Below are 17,637 nucleotides of genomic sequence, written 5' to 3' on the forward strand. Positions count from 1 at the left end.
TTCCCGTTCAGGTTCTCGATCAGGTTGGTAGTATAGATTATTTTCCTGATCTCTATCGGGAACTCAAAGAATACCGTGAGCTCTTCCCAGTTGTCCCTCCAGCTCTTAATGGCATAGGAGTATTTGTCGTCCCATTTCTGGGCAAAATCCTCCAGGACCATCTTGGCAGCCTCTTGGTTGGGGCGTTATATATATGCTTCATGTCCGCGGTGAAGGCCTTCTTGTCCTTCCATACGACGTACCTGCACGCATTGCGGATCTGATGGACCACACAGATCTGGGTCTTGGATTCGGGAACACATTCTTGATGGTATCCGTAAACCCGTTAAGGTTATCGGTCGCGGTAATCAGGATGTCCTCGGTTCCACGGGCCCTGATGTCGGTCAGTACGCTCATCCAGAAAGCTGCGGACTCGTTCTTGCCCAACCATAGGCCCAGCACTTCCTTTTTTCCGTCACGGCGCAGACCGACGGCTATGTATACCGTTTTGTTGATGACCTTGGAGTTCTCGCGTACCTTGAAGACGATACCGTCCATCCAGACAATGAGGTAGACAGACTCCAAATGGCTAAATCATCCGATATTTTTTCGGTGATCCTGAATATTTTGGAATTGGATACCTAAAAACTATAGACCTTACGGAACCGCTCTTACACATAGCTATTACTCATTCCCTTGGCATAGAGCGATCCGATGACGTTCTCGACCTCATCAACGATACTGCCCCGCTAGGGGTCTATCATAGGCTTGAAGAAAGCCTCCCTGTCCTTAGGGACCAAGATCTCGGATTTCCCAAATGAAGTTCATGCCTTCTTCCTGGTGTGTCCATTGCGAATATTTCCACCATTGGACTTCTGGTGTTTATTTGTAATCAAAGTGACCATCTAGCCCACCTTCGAGCATTTTCTAAATGCCCCTCTTTTGGATCCCCTTAAGAAAACTCGTAAGCTCATCACCTGTCTTAAACTGTTTAAGGAAATCGTCATCAAATAATTCTTCGTTTCATAAAGTGCAAAAATTAAAATTAAACAAAAAAATAACGGGGCCGGCCCCCGTTATTTTTCTATTTACACACTTTATGAGATAGTCCCAAAAAGGCGTTAACCTGATCTTAAACCTTTTACTCCACACTCATTGTGTGTTTCCTGCTCATAATTTTAAACACTTACTATTATGAATAGTAACTCAATCGACTATTCTGAGTTTTTGAACTCTTGGCATAATTATTCCCCCCCCCCCGATAAAAGGGTGTACAATTTCATTAGTTCTCCAATTTGATCTGAATAGATTTATTCATATTAGTTTTAGCTTTTACATTTAAAAATATTTTTTCAAAACCGATTTCGGGTACTTCTACCACGATCTTGTAAATCCCCATACTGAACACCTTAGGTTTAAATGATTCAGTTGCCATTCTAAGGGCATAAACCAAATCATCATTGGCTTCAAAAATTTTTATAACAGGTTTGTGATCTCCAACAATTTTAATCTCAGGCAACCAGGCAACAGCCTTTCTTCCGTAATTATCCGTTTCCTTTATAGTAATGGGCCAACCCGGGTTTTGTTCCTCACTTTCTTCGCTAGGATCCATAAATCGGGACCAACATTCCGTTTTAATAGTCCTTTCTTTCTTATTAAAGGTAACTAGACCATATCCGGTAGCCCTATCGTGTATTATTTTAGGCTGTAACCCTGTTTCATGAGGGTTGGCTACCGCTAAGACAGTCATTTTATTGCCAAAACCATCGATATGATTCCCAACATAAGCTGGATTTTCATAGCTATGTTCGGCAATATTGGCATCGGCCGGCCAAAATCTTCTTGGCCATATATTATTAAGTGCGGGCCCTGCAAAGGCATACCCACTGTCCCCGTATTCATCGATTCCATATCGAATAAAACTTCCCAAATGTTGGTCCCCGGCAATATGAAAAGCGAAGCACTTGCGTATCTGCTCCACTGCCCTGTCCCTTTTGTTGGAGGGCCATCCATTGGAATCCATATCGACCGTAGGCCAATCCCCGATTATATATTCTCCTTTTTTAGGAATATTTAGGGAAGGTACCACCTCATCTGTTCGTGTTCCTTTGGGAAGCGTGGCTACTGTGGCAAAATTAGTCTGTGAAAGCACCACTTTCATTTCAATGCCACGGCTCCAATCTTGGGCCCAATGATCAAGAAATTTATGTTGTCTTTCTCCTAATAACTCTGCTTCCAGGTTCCTATGTTTTTTGATGTCGAAATCAGGATTAGTTATAAATCCGTTCCATACCTTAGCCTCTTTGGGCAACACCCTTTTGGGGGCCGATTTAAATTTTCGATCTTCTAGGATGGCAAAACTTATGCCTCCGTAATTCCAATGGGTGTAATAAACCCCTATATTCTGTTTTACAGGTGTCGGGTCAAAGGGATCTGGCAAATGGCTTGTCTGTGTAAATTGTACCATGTTTACCCATTCTGCGGGCATTTTATACCCTCCTGAATCTTGTGCATCGGCTCCAAATCCATTTTCGACATCCGCTTTGGCACCACCCTCGCCCCATACGTTACCGTGATATACATCGTGATCGTCGGGTATTATGGCACAGGGCTTATGCCTGAACAGCTCACGATAGGACCAACCAAACATGGCCCATTTTCGTAAATAATCCAAACACATGTCATCCAAATTACCTGTCTTTTGAATCCCGAAGCCTCCCGTTGCTTCATAAAATTGATCTCCTAGAAAAAGGACTACATCAGGGTCCAATTTTGAAACATTTTCATGGACATCATTATCCGGAAATCCATAATCAAAATTACAACTGAATACAGCTGTCTTTAGGAGGTCCTTTTCCATAGGCTCACTAGCTATAGTTCCTTCATAAGTATAATGATGTATTTCGTTTTGTAAAGGAATTTCTACCAACAAACGATATGAAACATCCTTGCCATGCTTCCAATCGGTGATCACAAAATTTATTGCCCTGCCCAAATGTTCTATATATGATGTGTCTTTTGTCTTCCAAATGCCATCTTCTTTGAATTGCAGAGATACTTTATGCCCGTCAATTTGCTCGATCGGTGCTAATTGAGCTGTAAGTTTCAATTTGCCACCGCTCAATGTATATTGTGCAAAATAAATAGGTCCGAACAATTGTTCCTCATTTACATAAAGGTTATCCCCAGAAATGCTCCAATTGGCAAAACCAACTGAAGAATCCGATTCACGATCAGCTTCAACTTTAGCATCTGCCAGTAAAGCAAAATTTCCTTGCACATCCTCGGCGTTCACTGATATGTTTTCTTTGGAAAAAAGGAGTTCACCTGTTTCCAAATCGGAAACTGATATCCTTAACGAATAATCATTTTCAAGGGCCTTTAAATAAGCTTCCAACCTACACGACTTGGGTATTTTTCTCAAACCTGTATCCAATAGCTGTTCTCCTACTTTAAATTTTCCGTTCGGTATAAAACCTAAATCCAATCCTTTTCCAAAAACAGCGGCTGACCTATAATCCTCGAACGGTCCTTTTGCCCCCAATCTAATCCCAAAACAACCTTTATCGTGCGACCTTAAACTTTTATGGAGCATAACCATGTCTACACTAACTTTAAAGCTAGATAGACCTTTCGTTTTTTGTAGTGTCAATAATTGAAGGTGCCTATTGGATCCTGTAATCCCACAAATGGCCATACCGTTCTTCAGTCTCCAGTCTTGTAGCCTATTTCCCCAATATTGGGGACCGATCCACTTCATATCGGGCCAATTTTCCCAGTTGCTCTTAAAGTTTATGGCTTTTAGATTTAAAGAACGGCTTAATAGGTTGGTAGGGAACGCTGCCACTGAGAAACTAGGTATAAATGCTCCCAAGGCAATTGTTTTTATATATTTTCTTCTGTCCATCTTTTCATTCATGGGATTACTAAAAATCCATTTTATACTTTAATTCCAATGCCTATATCAAGTTTCCTTTATTTCCCCTTATTATAACTTATTTTAGTTCAAATTATCTTTTTATCGAAGTTTTATTAAGAACCGTGAAAAGTTTGCTTAAGAAAAAAAGTAACAACAGATATGCATTGTTCCTTTTGCTATTAAAACAACAATCAAATTAACTTCACTTTTTTCCTTTTATAAAACGTATTAATATAATGGATTCGTTTTTGGTTTCTTAGTGTTGAGTGTTTTATTTAAAATTCTTAGTTCAGCTTTCAACTCTTCCAACTTTTCAGGATAATTATTAGCCAAGTTGTTTTTTTCGGAAATATCTAATTTTAGATTATACAATTCATACACATCATTTTCAAAAAAATAGACGAGTTTCCAATCATCTTTTCTAACGGCTTGTCCAGGTACCCAACCACTACCATGATAATGTGGGTAATCCCAAAACAAAACTTTGTGTAGTTCTGTTTCCTCATTATTCATTAAAGGATTCATGCTCAAACCATCTTTATGAAGTTCAGGTTTTTGTGGTAAATCCAAAATATCTAAAATAGTTGGAAATAAATCCATACTCATTACAGGAGCATTAATAGTTTTATGCTCCTGTGAACCAGGTTTTTTTATAATCAAAGGAACTCTAATTCCTCCTTCATAAACCCAGCCCTTGCCTGCCCTCAGAGGCTTAACACTCGTTGGTGGAATTACATTGTTCTTCGATGTAGACAATCCAAAATTCTCAGAAGAAAAATTTATATTGTTATCCAATGTAGACAAGCCGCCATTATCAGAAGTAAAAATAATTAAAGTTTCCTCCATTAAATTTAAGGTTTCCAATGTTTTCATAAGCCTGCCTACATTCTCATCTAAAGAATATATCATTGAAGCATACTCAGGATTATATTGATTTACTAATGTCTGACCAGAGCCTTCTTTTTCCAAGATGGCAATACTATCTTTTAATTTTTTCTGTTTTGCCTTAAATTTTGCTATATGTTTTTTGTTTGCTTCTATGGGCGTATGGACTGTATAAAAGGACAGATACAATAAGAAAGGGTCATCTTTATTTTTCTCCAAAAAACTAATAGATTCATTAGTAAGTCTGTCCGTAAGATATTCACCCTCCAAACCATCTGTCAATTTAGGATTGTTATAAGGAGAATAATATCCGCCTGGAGGGCTTCCTTTATGGTGACCACCTTTGTTAATATCAAAACCTTGATCTTCAGGTAAAAAGTTATCATCTCCCAGATGCCACTTTCCTGCAAAAAATGTTTTGTATCCTTCCTCCTTAAGGGTTTCAGCAAACGTAACCTCTTCCAATGGAAGTTCATATAAATCTTCTGGTCCTAATAGAGGCCTATCTTTTGGATCTCTACCTGGTATCCAATCGGTAATACCAATTCTTGAAGGATATCTTCCTGTTAAAATTGCTGCTCTAGTTGGAGAACAAACTGGATTTGGGGTATAGGCACTAGTGAATACAATCCCTTGTCCTGCAAGTCTATCTATATTTGGTGATTCATAAAATGTACTACCATAGGATGCCAAATCAGTCCATCCCATATCATCCACTAATATAAAAACAACGTTCTTTTTATCTTTTAATACCTGGCTATCAGCTTGGTTATGTTTTATTCTTTTACAGCCTACTGATATACTTATAATCAGTACCAATGAAATTAACATCTTCATTTATTTTCTTTTTTATTTGTTAGGTTTATTTAAAGAAGCTTTAATCGTTGGTTATTTTACTTCCCCACCAATCATTACTAGGATTAAAATCCTTCGATAAAAATTCCAATCGTTCTGCTTCCAAGGCAGGCATTGTTTCTTTTAAACTACTTTTATATCGTTTTTCTGCAAGTTTTGCATCAAATTCAGGGTCTTTAATCGGTATATTCGCATCTACCTCATCGAGCCAATCAAGAAGCTTTTTGCTAAGATTATTTGCAACATCCGAATTATCGGCTATAACATTGAATTGTTCTTCAATATCAGTCGCTAGATTATACAGCTCTTCATTTCCATCCTCCCAATAATAGATGAGCTTCCAGTCTTTCTCTCTAATTATAGAAGAGGGGTTACCTCCTTGGTTTCCATAATGAGGATAGTGCCAAATTAGAGGTCTTTGGATATCCAATTCCCGACCTTCTAAAATGGGTTTGAGACTTATACCATCCATATGCTGTTCTGGCATCAAATCTAAATTTACCAAATCTAAAAGTGTTGGGTAGAAATCCGTTCCCGTAACAGGGAAATCACTTTTTGCCCCTCTGTTATTTAGCCAAGGTACTTTTATAAAATATGGTTCCCGTATCCCCCCTTCCCATTGATAACCTTTACCTCCTCGTAAAGGAAGATTTGAAGTAGAGAATGCATCACCAGAGGCCACTCCCCCATTATCCGATGTAAAAACTACTATGGTATTTTCCTCTAGTCCAACTTCTTTTAACGCCTCTAGGACAATTCCAACTGCGTCATCCATGCTTTCAACAAGTCCTGCATAAATAGGATTATCCTGAACTTGCCGAATCGGTAAAACCCGTTCCATTTTATATCCATTCTCGGCAATACCCAGAGCCTCAGCCTTGTTTCTATATTTTTGCCACTTTTCACTTGTAGTCTGGATTGGGCCATGAACAGCATAAAACGAAAGAAAAGCGAAAAAAGGAGAGCCTTTGTGTTCCTTAATAAAATTAGCTGTTTCCTTACCTAAGCGCATCGTCAGATTCTCTCCCTTAACTTTGTTAGGTAATTTTGGATTGTCCCAAGGCGAAAAAAATCCACCCATTGGACTTCCTTTGTCCCATCCGCCTTTATTTACCTCAAACCCATGATCTTCCGGATATGAACCTTCACCCCCTAAATGCCATTTCCCAGCAAAAAATGTTTTATAACCGGCAGTCTTCAATGCCTCTGCTATGGTAACATCGTTTTTGGGAAGGCTATGTACATACTCTGAAGGAAGTAGTTTATCGAACCTTTTAAGTTCACGCCACGCGGTACCCGATGCAGCACCAATCCAATCGGTAATACCATGACGGGCAGTAAATTTTCCAGTCATTATACTTGCCCTTGAAGGACTACATACTCTACTAGCTGCGTATCCTTGATTAAAAATGAACCCTTCTTCTGCTATCCTATCGACATTTGGGGTCTCATAAAATTTACTTCCCGTAACACTTAAATCATTTAGACCTAAGTCATCGACAAGAATAAAAACAATATTCGGTTTCCTTTCATCTTTTTCAATTTTCCTATTATTCTCCTTACAGGCAGTGAAAATTATTAAAAGAACAATAAATTTTAAACGTTTCATTTTAATATGTTGTTAATAATATAAAATTGTAAAGGCATTCTTTTTAACTACTATTAAACCTTTGTTCTAATCGCCTCTTTTAATTGCATTGGATCATATACCTTCTCCTACCCCGCCTTACTTTCATAGCTTGGGAATCATATTCCAAAATGTAAGCACTTTTCACTCTAAAAAATAACTTCAATGCAATTTATACCTCCTAACATATAATGTATTGTCTCCTTACATATCTAGAATATACGTTCCATTTGACTGTGGTTCTCCTAAAAATTCAATGCACATGTTTTTTTTTATTTGATTGTATTTCTAGAATGATAAAAAGATTCTTTGATTAAAAAACAGTAGGATTCTTATGGGCTTATACAAACAAAGTCTATTAAGCTAGTTATTAGCTACTAAAGCAATCGTACGCCAAAAAACTCCCCTCGTAGGAAGAATGTTAATCAGTATATTTTAGAGCTTACAAGATGGAAAACCTTGGCATGAACCATGATTTTCCATCTTCTTTAGTAATTCTTAATAAGAAAATTAATATCCCGGGTTTTGTGAAAGGCTGCCTTCTGAAATTTCGCGTTCTCTAGCTGGCACAGGCAACAAAATATGGTGATTTTGAATATTAGATGCTGGAACCGCTAAATGAGGATCAGAAGCACTTCTAACAGTCTCCACAAAAACACCCCATCTAAGTAAATCATACTTACGGTGTCCTTCAAAACCAAGTTCTGTTGCACGTTCTTTGCGTAGTGCCAATCGGAACGACGTTTGATCTAAACCAAATAAAGGAGACAGTCCTGCCCGTTCACGAACCAAATTGATAAAAGGATATGCGTTTGTAGGTCCGTTTAATTCATTTTCTGCCTCAGCCCGCATTAAAAGCACGTCAGAGTATCTTATTACATACGTATTTTGGCTTCCATTATTAGTCTTTGGAGCATCTCCGTCTATATTAAGATATTTACCTGTAATTGGCCCCGCACCAGGTGTTCTTGGTGACTCAAGAACATTTCCATCAAGTTCGGTAATATAACTTATTTCCTTTCTAAGATCTCCATCCTCGAACATATTCAAATAAGTTGTAGTCGGCAACATGTTTTCCCATCCGCCACCTACGGCATTTGTAGCACCCACTATTTCTGTATCTCTAGAACCTACCCAACTCTGTTTATAATCGTTACGTTCATCCTGTTCAAACTGTATATCAAAAACATTCTCGTTTACTAAAACCCCATTTTTATCGGGCATTAGAACATATTCTGCATTTTGACTCCACAAACTATTGTAGTCTGCTACCAATCCAAACATTCCTGAAGCAATTACTTCTTCTGCCCTTGTATTTGCTTCCAACCATTCTCCTTGTGTTAGATGTACCTTTGCAAGAAGTGCAGTGGCAGACCATTTCGTAGCGCGCCCCTTTTCTTCCGCGTCATATTCACTTGGTAAAATTGATAGGGCTTCAATGAGATCTTGCTCAATTAAAGCATATACCTCTTCAACTGAATTCCTGGTTATTCCTATCAGTTCATCCGTATTACTTATCACTTCGGTAAGAATTGGAACTTCTCCGTAGACCCGTACCAATTCAAAATAATAAAAAGCTCGTAAAAACTTGGCTTCAGCAATAAGGCGTTCCTTAAGATTCTGATCATTCATAGGTACATTCGGCACATATTCAATGACAGTATTAGCGAGCGCTATCCCCTGATAATTAGATTGCCATAATGCCGTAGCATCACCATTATTATCATTAAGATCCAAAAACCATGATATAGGCCTCATATTATGTTGTCCTTGAAAAGCAATATCACTTGGCGTAAATCCATAATAAAAAGATATAATACTGTTATGTAGCCTAGTATAGGCTGCCGTCGTTGCTGCCAAAGCATCTTGTTCGTTGGCGGGAAAACTCCCAGGAACTAGAAAGTCAATAGGTTTTTCTGTAATTATATCATCGCAGGATACTAATGTTATACCTGCCAATAGAATTATATATATTAGGTTTTTCATGTTATATCTAATTTAAAATGTCAAACTTAGGCCAAATGTACACGAACGAACAGCAGGGTCTTGGGCCTGATCATATCCTCTTCGTGCATTGTCGTTTCCTCTATTAACTTCAGGGTCATAGCCGCTATAGTTATCAAATAATAATAAATTTGTACCACTAACATAAACTTTGGCCTTTTGAATAACCGACAAAAATTTAGAAGGGATATTATAGCTTAAACTAATATTTCTTAAACGAAGGAAAGAGCCATCTTCAATTATACCACTCTCTGGAACAATCTCTGTTCTAAAGGCGCCTCTTACCGAAGGAATATTACTTTCTGTATTATCTGGAGTCCAACGATTAGCAAACATGGCACTAACGTTATTATCGAAAGCAGTATTTATGCGAGAATCTGTTTCATTAAAAATATCATTCCCCAAAACGAAGGACCAGTACATGGCGAACTCGAAACCTTTATAAGTGAGCGTATTATTAATACCTCCGAACAGGTCTGGATGTGGACTCCCAATAATTGTCTGATCTAAAGCGTCAATGACCCCATCAGGTTTGCCGTCCGGGCCAGAAATATCTTCAAAACGCTTACCACCTGGGAACACTCCTCTGCCTGATACGCCAGCAGCCTCAATTTCCTCTTGGGTATTCCAAATCCCATCACGAATATAACCATAAAATGATCCTATTGGCTCCCCTTCCATTATTACGGCTGATGGCTGATTCAACACTCCTCCGAAATAATTAATTAATAACTTACCATCTTCATCCGGAATGGAAACCACCTTATTTTTATTAGTAGATATATTAAAACTTGTGTCCCATCTAAAATCGTTTTTATCAATATTAATAGAGTTCACAAATAGCTCAAATCCTTGATTTTCGATAGTTCCAAAATTAGTTGGTATTACAGCATTAGGCACCCCAGTCAACCATAGTATTTCTTCATCTGTAAACAGATCATTAGTTTTTTTATGGTAATAATCTAAAGTAACCTGTAATCTATCATTAAAAAAAGATGTATCTATACCAAAATCAAATTGATCGGTAGTCTCAAATTTTAGTTGGTCGTTACCCAAACGACTTAATCCAATACCATTGGTAATATCTCCACTATTTCCATATAAATAAGTAAAACCAGCTCCTAACCTAGCTAAAGAAGTACCTCCAGAAGCAGGGTTGCCTAACCTACCATAACTAACCCTAAATTTAAGGTCGTCGAAAACGTGTAAATTTTTTATAGATTCCTCCCGTCCTGCATTCCATGCAACAGCAACAGATGGGAAAGTACCCCATTTACTGTTCGTTGCAAAATTAGAAGACCCATCCACTCTTCCATTCAAGGTTAGCCGATACTTTCCTTTATAACCATAATTCAAACGAAACAAATAGGACTCTACACCGAATTCATTGGCAAACGAACCAGCTCCTGATCTTACTGAACCAGCATCAAGGTTATTATACTCAAAATAATCAGTCGTAAAACCTTTTACCTGAACCGAGTTACCCGAATTAAAAATCCTTTGTCTAGTATATCCAAAAAGCCCATCTAAATCGTGGTCACCGATTGTTTTGTTATAAGATAATGTTTGCTCAATAAGTACACTTAAATATTCAGAATTGCTAATACTAGCCGTCCCCCTATCATTAATTTGGCTGAACAATGTGGACGGTGCATAGTTCTCACTTTTATCTAAAGAAAGATCGGAACCAAAGTTTATCTTGTATCTCAGATCTTTTAGTGGTTCAAGTTGGGCATAGACGGTTCCCAATATTCTAGACCTAGTATTTAAGTTAATATTTTTAGCAGCGTTACCAACAGGATTCTCTGCATTCAACTCCGCACTAACTGTTTGTATTGTGTACTCTCCATTATCATCCATAACAGGTAAAGTAGGAAACCAACCTGCAATATTTATAATGTTACTGCTTCTTGGCACGCTAGTGCTCCTTGAAAGAGTTACAGAATTTCCGATTTTTAATATTTTATTTAATCGATAATCCCCATTTAACCGTAGCTGATATCTTTTTAGGTTACCGCCTCTAAATATTCCATCTTGATCAAAATAATTTCCCGAAATAAAATACTGTGCATCTTCATTTCCTCCTGATGCAGATAAGGTATGACTAGTCATAGGAGCTCCATTTCTATATACTTCTTCTTGCCAGTTAGTCCCCTCTCCTAATGCATTTGGATTCGGATATATTTCGTTTCCTTGTACTTCATTTTGCCAAGAGGCAAATTCAGAAGCATTAAGCACATCTATAAATCGTGATGGAGATTGAAAGGTCGTAAAAGCATCATACGTAAATTTGGATTTCCCTGCTTTTCCTCTTTTCGTTGTAATAAGAACAACCCCAGCAGACCCCCTTGAGCCATACAGGGCGGTAGCCGAAGCATCTTTCAAAACTTCAACAGATTCTATATCCAACACGTTGATATCAGATGAGTTACCTGCACCTATTAATCCATCAATTACAAACAACGGAGAGCTGTTTCCGGAAATTGAGTTTGTTCCACGAATTCTTATTGAAGCAGCCGCTCCGGGCTGGGACGAAGTCGGAGTAACCTGAACCCCTGAGGCTTTTCCTCGTAATGCATCATCTAAACGAGCGGATGGTGTAGCGTTAATATCATCAGTTTTAATTGAAGTAACGGCGCCTGTCAAATCAGATTTCTTTACAGTTCCATAGGCAACTACAATCACTTCGTCTAACCCTGCTGCGCTCTCCTCCAGCATAACATTAAGGTCAGACATTCCTTTAACAGAAACTTCCTTAGTAGCAAAACCTACATATGAAACTACCAGAACAGCGTCTCCATTGACTACATTTATAGAAAAATTGCCATCAAAATCGGTTGTTGTTCCGTTTGTAGTTCCTTTTTCAACCACACTGGCGCCGGGTAAAGGAACCCCATCGGTATCTAGGATAGTCCCGGAGACTTGAAACTGAGCATCTGAAAATCCCTGCTGCGGTTTAGGCTTTACAGCATTTGTAGGTAAGGGTTTCTCATTACCCTTAGTTAGTATAACCTGTCTATTAATTATCTTAAATCGAATATTCGTAGCGTCAAAAATAAGTTTAAGAACATCCGAAATTTCTTTATCTTTTATGCTCAAGGATACCTTCCTTTCTAAATCCAATTGATTACTTTCATATAGAAATCTATATTCTGATATCGACTCTATTTGATGTAATGCCCGCACTATATTAACGTTCTCTAACTCCAAAGAAAGTTTGGAAGCCTGATCCGTAGCGTAAGGATTAGCATGGATATTGAACAAGGAAAGAGACAATAATAATAAGGTTAGTTTAAATTTAAGGTCAATCTTGGGAATTTGCCAGTAATGCAACCCCCACTGATAAATTTTATTCATAATTTTGCTTAGATTAATTAATTCTGAACAGATTTTTTAATTCACATTGCTTAAATCGGGAAATGGCTCTAAACATTTTCCGGTTTTTTTTGTCCTAGGACATCTTTTTCAATAAGTTTTACTTCATACATTTTTTGGGTTTTAGTTGGTTATTTAATAATAATTTGTTTTCCGGAAATCTTATAAGAAAATGGGTAAATAGCATTAATGGCCTTGAGTACTACTTCTATATTTTCTACCTCTTTATTAAACCTAGCATTCAATATCTTCTCGGCCAGCATCAGGTTGTTATTCTCAATTTGGACATCGAAGGCACGTTCTAGCCTTTTCTCCATATCCTTAAAAGGAATATCCCTAAAAATCAATTCTCCATTGATCCATCCCGTATAGTTTTCGGTAGGTACCTCCTTTACATTTAAGGAATAATCAGCTTTGTTCCAGCTGGCCATAAAACCAGGCTGAAGGTTTAATTCTTGACCCGTATTTGATTGGGTCTTCAACTGAACTGCACCTTCTACCAAAACTGTTTCTATAACTTTATTGTCTTTATAACTCGCAACATTAAAAGCAGTCCCTAAAACCTCAACGGCAACGTCATCGGCATAAACTATAAAAGGGTGTTCTTTGTCTTCAGCGACCTGAAAATACCCTTCCCCCTCTATAAAAACTTCTCTTTTATGTCCTTTTAAAAACTTTACTGGATATCGCATTTTACTGCCTGCATTCAGATGCACCAATGAACCATCGGAAAGCTGAACCTCAAAGACCTTCCCATGTGGGATTTTTAATTCATTGTACACCAATACATCTTGTTTGACCTGAGAAGAATAGGTGATTCTATTCCCTTGCTGTGAACCTACGACTTCCCCCGAGCCATTTAAAATAGCTTGTTGCTCACCATTATTGATAACCCTTATATCATCATTCCCTATTGTCAAGGTCACAGCGTTTTCGGGTACCCCCTCATTTCTGTCGGTACCTAAGGATTTGGTGAACACTATTGCCAATACGGAACATACCAGCAAAACAGCGGCATACTTAAAAATGGTTTGCCGAATCCGTCGGAAGGAATTTCTAGGGGTGTTCATTTGTTTTTTTATCGCATTCCAATCCTTTGTGGTATCCAGGCCTTCAAGAAGAGCTATGGATTCTTCCACCATACCTTCCTCATACAACTTCAACAATAGCTCTCTTTCATCATTGCTTAGAACTTTTAGATCTATCCCTTCAATACTACCAGAGCTATTGATCGCTTTTAATACTTTTTCTAATTGATTTATCCTGGACATACATTAAGCCTTTATACTAATGTTCTTAAAAAATTATTTCAGGGTGACAAGGAATTAACTTTTTTTTCGCAACATATTAACATCTATTTTAAAGTATCTTCAAAAACATTATATTCGAAATCTAAACCAACCAATTTTTTAACCTTGTTTGTTTACCAAACAGACTTTATAGTTACGTTTATGAAGTTTTCTTCGCCTTCAGATACATCCAATACAGAACGCCTCTTTAAGGAGCACTACTCGCTTTTATGCCTGTACTCATTTAGTGTAGTAAAAGACCATGAAGTTGCCAAAGACATCGTTCAGGACTTTTTTATTTCTTATTGGCAAAAAGAAGATGAGTTAACCATTACCAATAGTTTTAAGGCATATGCTACCAGAGCTGTTAAAAACCTAAGCTTGCGTTATCTAGAACAACAACGTAAACAACAGCGCCTACTTCAGCAACTCCCAATTAATGACTACGAAGAAATAACTGAGGAAGAAACACCTATTGAAAAAAATAAAATACCGGAATTGCTCGACCAATTACCTGAGAGTCGGAGAGATATATTTATTTCCTATGTACTTGATGGGATGAGTTATGCCGAAATAGCAGCGCATAATGATATCTCTATAAACACAGTAAAAACACAGATGAAAAGGGCTTATGCCTTTCTCAGGACTAATTCAACCAAGGACTGGCTACACATTCTATTGGTAGTCTCAACATGTATAGTGAATTATTGTGTTTCATAGGTACTGGTGTTTGGATTTAAACACCCTTTATGTATGGTTATGGAGAAAATATATCCATTGGGGAAAATACTTTCATGAATACAAAAGCCGAACCTTGTCACCAGTGCTTTGACTGCTCCCCATAGGAGGCCCTGGAAGGGCTGCACCATCTTGTCCGTTACCCTTATTTTTCTTACGATGGAGTCGGATGCCCATTTTAGGAATTTGTGAACATTTGTGATTTTCACCACAATTTAGCTTTTTCCATTAAATTGGAGGTAGAACCAAAATGTACGATAATAGTCAATTCATTTTTATGATATAAAAATTCTTTTTAGGATTTCCTCTTATAATTTGAAGTATAGCAGATTAACAATAAAGTTTTAATACTGTTAATCTGTTTAATAAAACTAAAACAACCATTTTTTCACATAGTTGATGGTCTTGATACAATTTTAAGTTTTTGAAATACTTCTTTTATCATTACGCCATCAAGTGGTTTAACCAAAAAATCAATTACATTAGAATATTTGATAACTCTTTTCTTATCCTCTAGCCAAATTGAGGAGGTTAATATCACAATTGCTGTATTTAAACAGATTCTCTTTCTTTTTTGAAGTTTCAAAAATTCAAAACCATCGATTACTGGCATATTAAGATCTAAAAAGATCAAATCAGGAGTTGTTTCTTCCAAATACTCCAGTGCCATTAATCCGTTACCTACCACATCGATATTTTCAAATCCTTGTTTCTTTAGTTGATTAGTGGAAATAAAACTAGATATAGGATTATCTTCAACAATCAATATCTTAATATTTTTAAAATCCATTTGTCTCATAATATGATATGCATAGCTCTTGATTTTTTCTTAGATTGTTTTTACTGAATTACTGTTAGCGTTAGTTGGGCTGATCGTTACACTTATTGTAAGGCTAACGACGATATTCAATTTAACCAAAGTGCCACGCTAGTCTAAAAAGACCTTTCTAATCGAATTTTACAATCCGATTAAAATAATTATTACTCTGCTACTATAAATTCAGATCTTCTGTTTTTAAGATGTTCTTCTTGGTTACAAGGAATATTATTAGAACATCTGTTTGTTAATTGTGATTCACCAAAACCTTTCGTTTTTAATCGATCGGGTTCAATGCCTTTTCTAACAAGATAAGCTTTTGTTGATTCGGCTCTTCTCTGAGATAATGCTAAATTGTATTCATCACTCCCACGGCTATCGGTATGAGAATGAATATTTATCTTTAGGTTTGGATTTTCCTCCATAACCACAATTAATTTTTCTAGTTTTATTTCTGCTGTATTGGAAATTTTTGATTGATCGAAATCAAACAATATATTTTGGATATTAAGAGTCTTGGCTATATCAACTCCAGGGTTTAGTTCTAATATATTTCTTTGTAAAACAAAATCAATAGTTTGTTCAGCTTTCTCAGCTATACTTATTTCTTCATTAGTATCATAGTCCTTTTTAGATGCTCTTAAACGATATACTGAAAAGTAATCTGTTTCTATTTCATAAAAACCTTTAAGATCTGAAAATATAGAGTCAATTACCTCTCCCTTTTCATTATAAAGTTTGATTTTGGCATTAGCCACTGGTCCATCATTCTCAGTTTCTGTGACATGTCCATTTATTTTAGCCTTATAAAAGTCACCAATAGGCTTTACTTCCCGTAGACTATAAATATTATCAGCCATAAATTTTCTTGTGTCATCTGCGGCTGTTTTATTTTGATCTATTTTCTCTTTATGCACTCTATTACTACTAAAGAAACCATTCTTTGTTTTTGTATTAATTCCAAAATCAAAATCATCAGCATAAGAATTTATTGGCCTACCTATATTTAATAAGTTTTCAAATCCAGATTCTTCAATTTTAATATAAAAAATATCCATTCCTCCTAAACCAAAATGACCATCCGAAGAAAAATAAAGTTCATTAGTATCGGATACAAATGGAAAAGTCTCCCTTCCTACTGTATTGATTTTTGGACCGAGGTTTTTTGCCTCACCTATTACTCCATTTTCGTCTATTGATGCCATATAAATATCAGATTGACCAAATCCTCCTGGCTTATTTGAGGAAAAATAAAGTGTAGTTTCCAATGAATCTAAGGCCGGGTGACCAGTAGAGTAACTATCATCATTAATCGGTAGGTCTTCTATATTAATCCACTTGCCATCAACTAAATGTGCGCGATAAATTTTTAAATGTTCATCCTTCTCTTTCTCATTAGGGTTAAAATTATTGCGTGTAAAGTACATGGTTTTACCATCTCTAGTAATGACTGGTGAAGACTCATGATACTTACCATTAACATCATCTCCCAACAATTCAGGCTCGCCAGTTGCTTTATTTTCATCATCGATTTCCACCTGGTAGATATCAAAAAAACTCTTACCATCCCAAGAACTTCTACGATTTACAAGAACCCCATCTCGACGGTTAGAGGCAAATAATAACTTGCCATCATATATTGTTTTTCCAAATTCAGTATGTTCGGTATTTACACCTTCAAGACTCTCAATCTCATAGCGGTCTGAATTGCTTACTATCAACTCTAAATAATCCTTGGCGTTAAGCTTTTTACTCTCCAATGATTTTCCTGATTTTTCTACAAACTTATCATAGTATGATTCAGATTTTTTAATTTGCCCTGTCGCTTTTAAGCTTTGCGAATAACGCAGAAGAAGTTCTGCCTCAGGTTTATGATCTTCCAGTTCAAAGATTTTTTCGTACCAAACCAATGCCATATCATATTTTGCATTAAAATAATATGAGTTTGCTATTTTAAAATAAAGCTCTTGCGACTCATAGCCCCGTTCAGCAACTTTTAGATACACATCTCGTGCATTGAGATATCCGTAATTAGCATAATCCTTATCTGCTTTTCTCAATTGACGCTCCTGTGACAATGCCGAAACACTAATCATTAAAAGGATGAGTGCAAAAAATATGTCCTGTCTGTTTTTATTCATTTTTTTCA

Annotated in this window: 9 protein-coding genes and 1 pseudogene; 1 reads left to right on the forward strand and 9 read right to left on the reverse strand. The window is 36.9% G+C overall.

The features are described 5' to 3' along the window. The 7 genes and pseudogenes from HCG49_RS17730 to HCG49_RS17760 form a co-directional block, all read right to left on the reverse strand. Positions 1-999, reverse strand: a pseudogene (locus HCG49_RS17730) (IS256 family transposase); the annotation flags it as partial. A gap of 262 nt (positions 1,000-1,261) precedes the next feature. Beyond that, positions 1,262-3,886 (reverse strand): alkaline phosphatase D family protein, encoded by a 2,625-nt coding sequence (locus HCG49_RS17735; RefSeq protein ID WP_168470822.1) that lies wholly within the window; start codon positions 3,884-3,886, stop codon positions 1,262-1,264. Positions 3,887-4,126: 240 nt separating this feature from the next. Continuing rightward, entirely contained in the window at positions 4,127-5,620 is a 1,494-nt protein-coding gene (locus HCG49_RS17740) for a sulfatase (RefSeq protein WP_168470823.1), read from the reverse strand. A gap of 40 nt (positions 5,621-5,660) precedes the next feature. Next, positions 5,661-7,247, reverse strand: coding sequence for a sulfatase (locus tag HCG49_RS17745; RefSeq protein WP_168470824.1), 1,587 nt, complete (start codon positions 7,245-7,247; stop codon positions 5,661-5,663). A gap of 528 nt (positions 7,248-7,775) precedes the next feature. After that, entirely contained in the window at positions 7,776-9,251 is a 1,476-nt protein-coding gene (locus tag HCG49_RS17750) for a RagB/SusD family nutrient uptake outer membrane protein (RefSeq protein ID WP_168470825.1), read from the reverse strand. 12 nt (positions 9,252-9,263) lie between these two features. Then, positions 9,264-12,626, reverse strand: a complete 3,363-nt coding sequence (locus HCG49_RS17755) for a TonB-dependent receptor (RefSeq protein WP_168470826.1) — start codon at positions 12,624-12,626, stop codon at positions 9,264-9,266. 149 nt (positions 12,627-12,775) lie between these two features. Next, positions 12,776-13,915, reverse strand: a complete 1,140-nt coding sequence (locus tag HCG49_RS17760) for a FecR family protein (RefSeq protein ID WP_168470827.1) — start codon at positions 13,913-13,915, stop codon at positions 12,776-12,778. A 180-nt stretch (positions 13,916-14,095) separates the two neighbouring features. On the opposite strand from HCG49_RS17760, the gene HCG49_RS17765 reads away from it, so the two are divergent. Continuing rightward, the gene (locus HCG49_RS17765; protein ID WP_168470828.1) at positions 14,096-14,653 is read left to right on the forward strand and encodes an RNA polymerase sigma-70 factor; all 558 of its coding nucleotides are present in this window, start codon (positions 14,096-14,098) and stop codon (positions 14,651-14,653) included. Positions 14,654-15,059: 406 nt separating this feature from the next. On the opposite strand, the gene HCG49_RS17770 is transcribed toward HCG49_RS17765, so the two are convergent. Both HCG49_RS17770 and HCG49_RS17775 read right to left on the reverse strand, forming a co-directional pair. Further along, positions 15,060-15,470 (reverse strand): response regulator, encoded by a 411-nt coding sequence (locus tag HCG49_RS17770; protein WP_168470829.1) that lies wholly within the window; start codon positions 15,468-15,470, stop codon positions 15,060-15,062. Positions 15,471-15,652: 182 nt separating this feature from the next. Then, a complete protein-coding gene (locus HCG49_RS17775) occupies positions 15,653-17,629 on the reverse strand; it encodes an OmpA family protein (protein ID WP_168470830.1) in 1,977 nt (658 codons plus the stop codon). Between the last annotated feature and the right edge of the window lie 8 nt (positions 17,630-17,637).

The organism is Arenibacter sp. 6A1, assembly GCF_012272855.1.
Taxonomy (GTDB): Bacteria; Bacteroidota; Bacteroidia; order Flavobacteriales; family Flavobacteriaceae; genus Arenibacter.

Bases quoted from the DNA above. Each gene is read 5' to 3' on its own strand.
- HCG49_RS17750 (WP_168470825.1), bottom strand. From the start codon at position 9,251: ATGAAAAACCTAATATATATAATTCTATTGGCAGGTATAACATTAGTA.
- HCG49_RS17740 (WP_168470823.1), bottom strand. From the start codon at position 5,620: ATGAAGATGTTAATTTCATTGGTACTGATTATAAGTATATCAGTAGGC.
- HCG49_RS17775 (WP_168470830.1), bottom strand. From the start codon at position 17,629: ATGAATAAAAACAGACAGGACATATTTTTTGCACTCATCCTTTTAATG.
- HCG49_RS17735 (WP_168470822.1), bottom strand. From the start codon at position 3,886: ATGGACAGAAGAAAATATATAAAAACAATTGCCTTGGGAGCATTTATA.
- HCG49_RS17760 (WP_168470827.1), bottom strand. From the start codon at position 13,915: ATGTCCAGGATAAATCAATTAGAAAAAGTATTAAAAGCGATCAATAGC.
- HCG49_RS17765 (WP_168470828.1), top strand. From the start codon at position 14,096: ATGAAGTTTTCTTCGCCTTCAGATACATCCAATACAGAACGCCTCTTT.
- HCG49_RS17745 (WP_168470824.1), bottom strand. From the start codon at position 7,247: ATGAAACGTTTAAAATTTATTGTTCTTTTAATAATTTTCACTGCCTGT.
- HCG49_RS17770 (WP_168470829.1), bottom strand. From the start codon at position 15,470: ATGAGACAAATGGATTTTAAAAATATTAAGATATTGATTGTTGAAGAT.
- HCG49_RS17755 (WP_168470826.1), bottom strand. From the start codon at position 12,626: ATGAATAAAATTTATCAGTGGGGGTTGCATTACTGGCAAATTCCCAAG.